The 3,073-nt window shown below is 74.1% G+C and carries 4 protein-coding genes; 2 read left to right on the top strand and 2 right to left on the bottom strand.

Annotated elements, in window-relative coordinates; all coding sequences use genetic code 11:
- Nucleotides 1–5: 5 nt before the first annotated feature.
- Nucleotides 6–794 (top strand): ABC transporter ATP-binding protein, encoded by a 789-nt coding sequence (locus E1258_RS31515; protein WP_243715810.1) that lies wholly within the window; start codon nt 6–8, stop codon nt 792–794.
- Nucleotides 795–832: 38 nt separating this feature from the next.
- The gene (locus tag E1258_RS31510) at nt 833–1,732 is read left to right on the top strand and encodes a ribokinase (RefSeq protein WP_132407498.1); all 900 of its coding nucleotides are present in this window, start codon (nt 833–835) and stop codon (nt 1,730–1,732) included.
- A 1-nt stretch (nt 1,733) separates the two neighbouring features.
- Here E1258_RS31510 and E1258_RS31505 read toward each other — a convergent pair whose 3' ends face one another.
- Both E1258_RS31505 and E1258_RS31500 read right to left on the bottom strand, forming a co-directional pair.
- Nucleotides 1,734–2,369 carry a hypothetical protein gene (locus tag E1258_RS31505; RefSeq protein ID WP_132407496.1) on the bottom strand — a complete coding sequence of 212 codons (636 nt, stop codon included), beginning with the start codon at nt 2,367–2,369 and terminating at the stop codon, nt 1,734–1,736.
- 38 nt (nt 2,370–2,407) lie between these two features.
- Entirely contained in the window at nt 2,408–2,890 is a 483-nt protein-coding gene (locus E1258_RS31500) for a DUF6232 family protein (RefSeq protein WP_132407494.1), read from the bottom strand.
- Nucleotides 2,891–3,073: the final 183 nt, after the last annotated feature.

Raw genomic sequence — 3,073 nt, 5'->3', positions numbered from 1 at the left:
CCCCCGTGGACGCGGATCTGGTGGTCAGCATGGACGGTGTCGGCGTACGCCGGTCCGGCACCGCGCTGCTGCACAACGTGGACTGGCGGGTCGAGCTGGACGAACGCTGGGTCGTGCTGGGCCCCAACGGAGCCGGGAAGACGACCCTGCTGAGCCTGGCCGCCGGCCGACTGCATCCGACCACCGGCGTCGCCCACGTGCTCGGCGAACGGATCGGCCGGACCGACGTCAACGAGCTGCGCACGCGCATCGGCCTGTCCACCGCAGCCCTCGCCGAGTGGCTGCCCGGCGACGAGCGGGTCGCCGACGTGGTGATCACCGCTGCCTGGTCCGTGGTCGGGCGCTGGCGGGAGAGCTACGACCGCAGCGACGAGGCCCGCGCCCGCGCCCTGCTCGACCAGCTCGGCATCGGACACCTCGCCGACCGGGCCTACGGCACGCTGTCCGAGGGGGAACGCAAGCGGGTGCAGATCGCCCGCGCGCTGATGACCGATCCCGAGCTGCTGCTGCTCGACGAGCCCGCCGCCGGGCTCGACCTGGGTGGGCGGGAGGACCTGGTGGCCCGGCTGGCCGAGCTGGCGTACGACCCGGACGCCCCGGCGCTGGTCCTGATCACCCACCACGTCGAGGAGATCCCGCCCGGGTTCACCCACGCGTTGCTGCTGCGCGAGGGCACGGTGGTGGCCCAGGGGCTGCTCGGTGACGCCCTCACCGCCGACAATCTCTCCAAGACCTTCGGCCTGCCGCTGACGGTCGAGCGCCACGGCGACCGCTGGACGGCCCGCGCAGCCTGAGGCCCGAGTCCCCGAGGCCGGAGCAAGGGAGGCAAACCGTGCAGCAGACCCGGGTCGTCGTCGTGGGCAGCGCCAACATGGACCTGGTGGCCACCGCCGGGGGCCTGCCCCGCCCCGGTGAGACGGTGCTCGGCAGCGACTTCGTCATGGTCCCGGGCGGCAAGGGAGCCAACCAGGCCGTCGCCGCCACGCGGGCCGGCGCGTCCTGCGCCTTCCTCGGCGCGATCGGCTCCGACGCGTTCGGGGTGACCCTGCGGGCCCGGATAACGGCGGCGGGCGTAGACACCGGTCACCTCCGGGTGGTGTACGGGGCGTCCGGCGTCGCCCTGGTGATGGTCAGCGCCGACGGCGAGAACGCGATTCTGGTCACCCCCGGCGCGAACGCCGCGTTCACCGGCCTCACCGAGGACGAGCTGGCCGCCGTACGCGACGCGGACGTGCTGGTCGCCCAGCTGGAGATCCCGGTCGAGACGGTGACCGAGGCGGCGCTGGCCGCCCGCACCGCCGGCACTCGGGTGATCCTCAACGCCGCGCCGGCGCGGCACGTGCCGGCCGAGTTGCTCGACGCCGTGGACCTGCTGGTGGTCAACGAGAACGAGGCGCGGACGCTCACCGGGGGCGGGCGAAACGATCCGGGGGCGCTGCTCGCGCTCGTGCCCCGCGCGGTGCTGACCCTCGGCGGCGAGGGCGCCTGGTATGTCGAGCGTGACGTCGAGCCGGTGTACGTTCCGGCGGTGAAAGTCGACGTGGTCGACTCGACCGCCGCCGGGGACGCGTTCACGGCCGCTCTCGCGGTGGCCTGGGGCGAGGGGCGGGACCTGAGGGCCGCGGTGCACTGGGCGGCGGCGGCCGGAGCGGCCTGCGTGCGCCGACTCGGCGCGTCCGTGGCCCTGCCCAGCCGGGCCGAGATCGACCAGCTCTACGCCCCGCCCGCCTGAGTCACTCGTCGGTCAGCTTCTCGCCCCGGCGGCGGAGCATGCCGAGGCCGGGGATGCCGGCCACGGCGAGCTTCAAGTCCCGGGTGACGTCGAGCAAATCGTGCAGGTCGGGGCCGACCCGGTCCAGCGTCGCCAGGATCGGCAGGACGTCGGCGGTCAGGTGCTCCTTGAGCCTGGGCAGCTCGTCGATGAGGCGGATCGCCGCGGTCACCTCCTCGTGGCTGAGCTGCTCGACGAACCGGGTGGCCATCGGCGCGCCCCGGCGCAGCGCCGGCTCGTACGCGGCGAGCAGTTCGGCTGCGGTGCCGGCCGCCCCGCCGGCGGCGGTCACGGTGTCGCTGGCGGCGGTCACGGCTTCGGCGGCGCGGTGGGCCACCGCGCCGGCCTCGCCGACCACCGCGGCCGCCGCGGTGGCGACCTCGGTGGCGCTGTCGAGCACCCGGTCGGTCCGGTCCAGGGTCTCCTCGATCCGGTCGACCACCGCGTGGATCCGGGCCAGCAGCGCCTCCACCCCGTCGAGCACTGCGAACGCGCGGGCCGGGACGGCGGCGAACGACGCGGCCGAGCCGAGTGCCTGGTCGAGGGCGGACCGGGTGAGGCCGACGACGGCGGACGGTCGGGGGAGGGGAATCACCATGCCTCCCAGTGTGCGTCGGGCGGGCCAGGACCGCCCTGTCAGCCCCGGTCCCCCTGCTGTTCGACGGCGCGCTGCACGGCGCGGTAGATCTGCCCGAAGCGCAGCGCGTCGGGCGTGCTCAGCAGCATCACCTCGCGGCCGTGGTGCTGTACCCACAGCTCGTTGACCCGGTTGCCCCGCTCGTACGAGCGGTCGAGCCAGCCGAGCGGCACCTCCAGGAACGGCACCAGGGCCAGCGCGCCGATGGCGCAGGCGGCCAGGACGATCAGGGCCAGCGTCCAGTTGCCCCGGTCCTGCGCCGACCAGGCGAGCGACACCACGCAGATCAGCGCCACCAGCGGTGGTAGCGACAGCAGGAGCACCAGCACGCCCCGGCCGATCACCCGGCCACGCACGGCGAGGGTGGTCGGCCCGCGCGCGTGCCAGACGTACGTGACGTCGGCGAGCGTAATGGTGTGGCCGCTCACCCGGATCGACTCGGAGGTGACCTGCACCGCGTCGTCCTGGTAATAGATGGCCATCACCAAGCCTAACCGGCGGCGGCCGTCCGCCGCCTCCGCGTACGAAGCAATCTCCAATTCCGGGTGTGGTCTTCGTTGCGGGTGCGGCCGGTCGCCAGGGTCAACTGCGGCAGCTTCCCCGGCGGTCGGTGGGTCCGTGGCCTTTGGAGCTGCCCCGTCTGTGCGCCCGCCCCCGTGTTTGCG

Source organism: Micromonospora sp. KC207 (assembly GCF_004348615.1).
Lineage (GTDB): Bacteria > Actinomycetota > Actinomycetes > Mycobacteriales > Micromonosporaceae > Micromonospora.
Note: the sequence above shows the minus strand (reverse complement) of the source record. Positions and strands in the feature narration are given on the sequence as shown.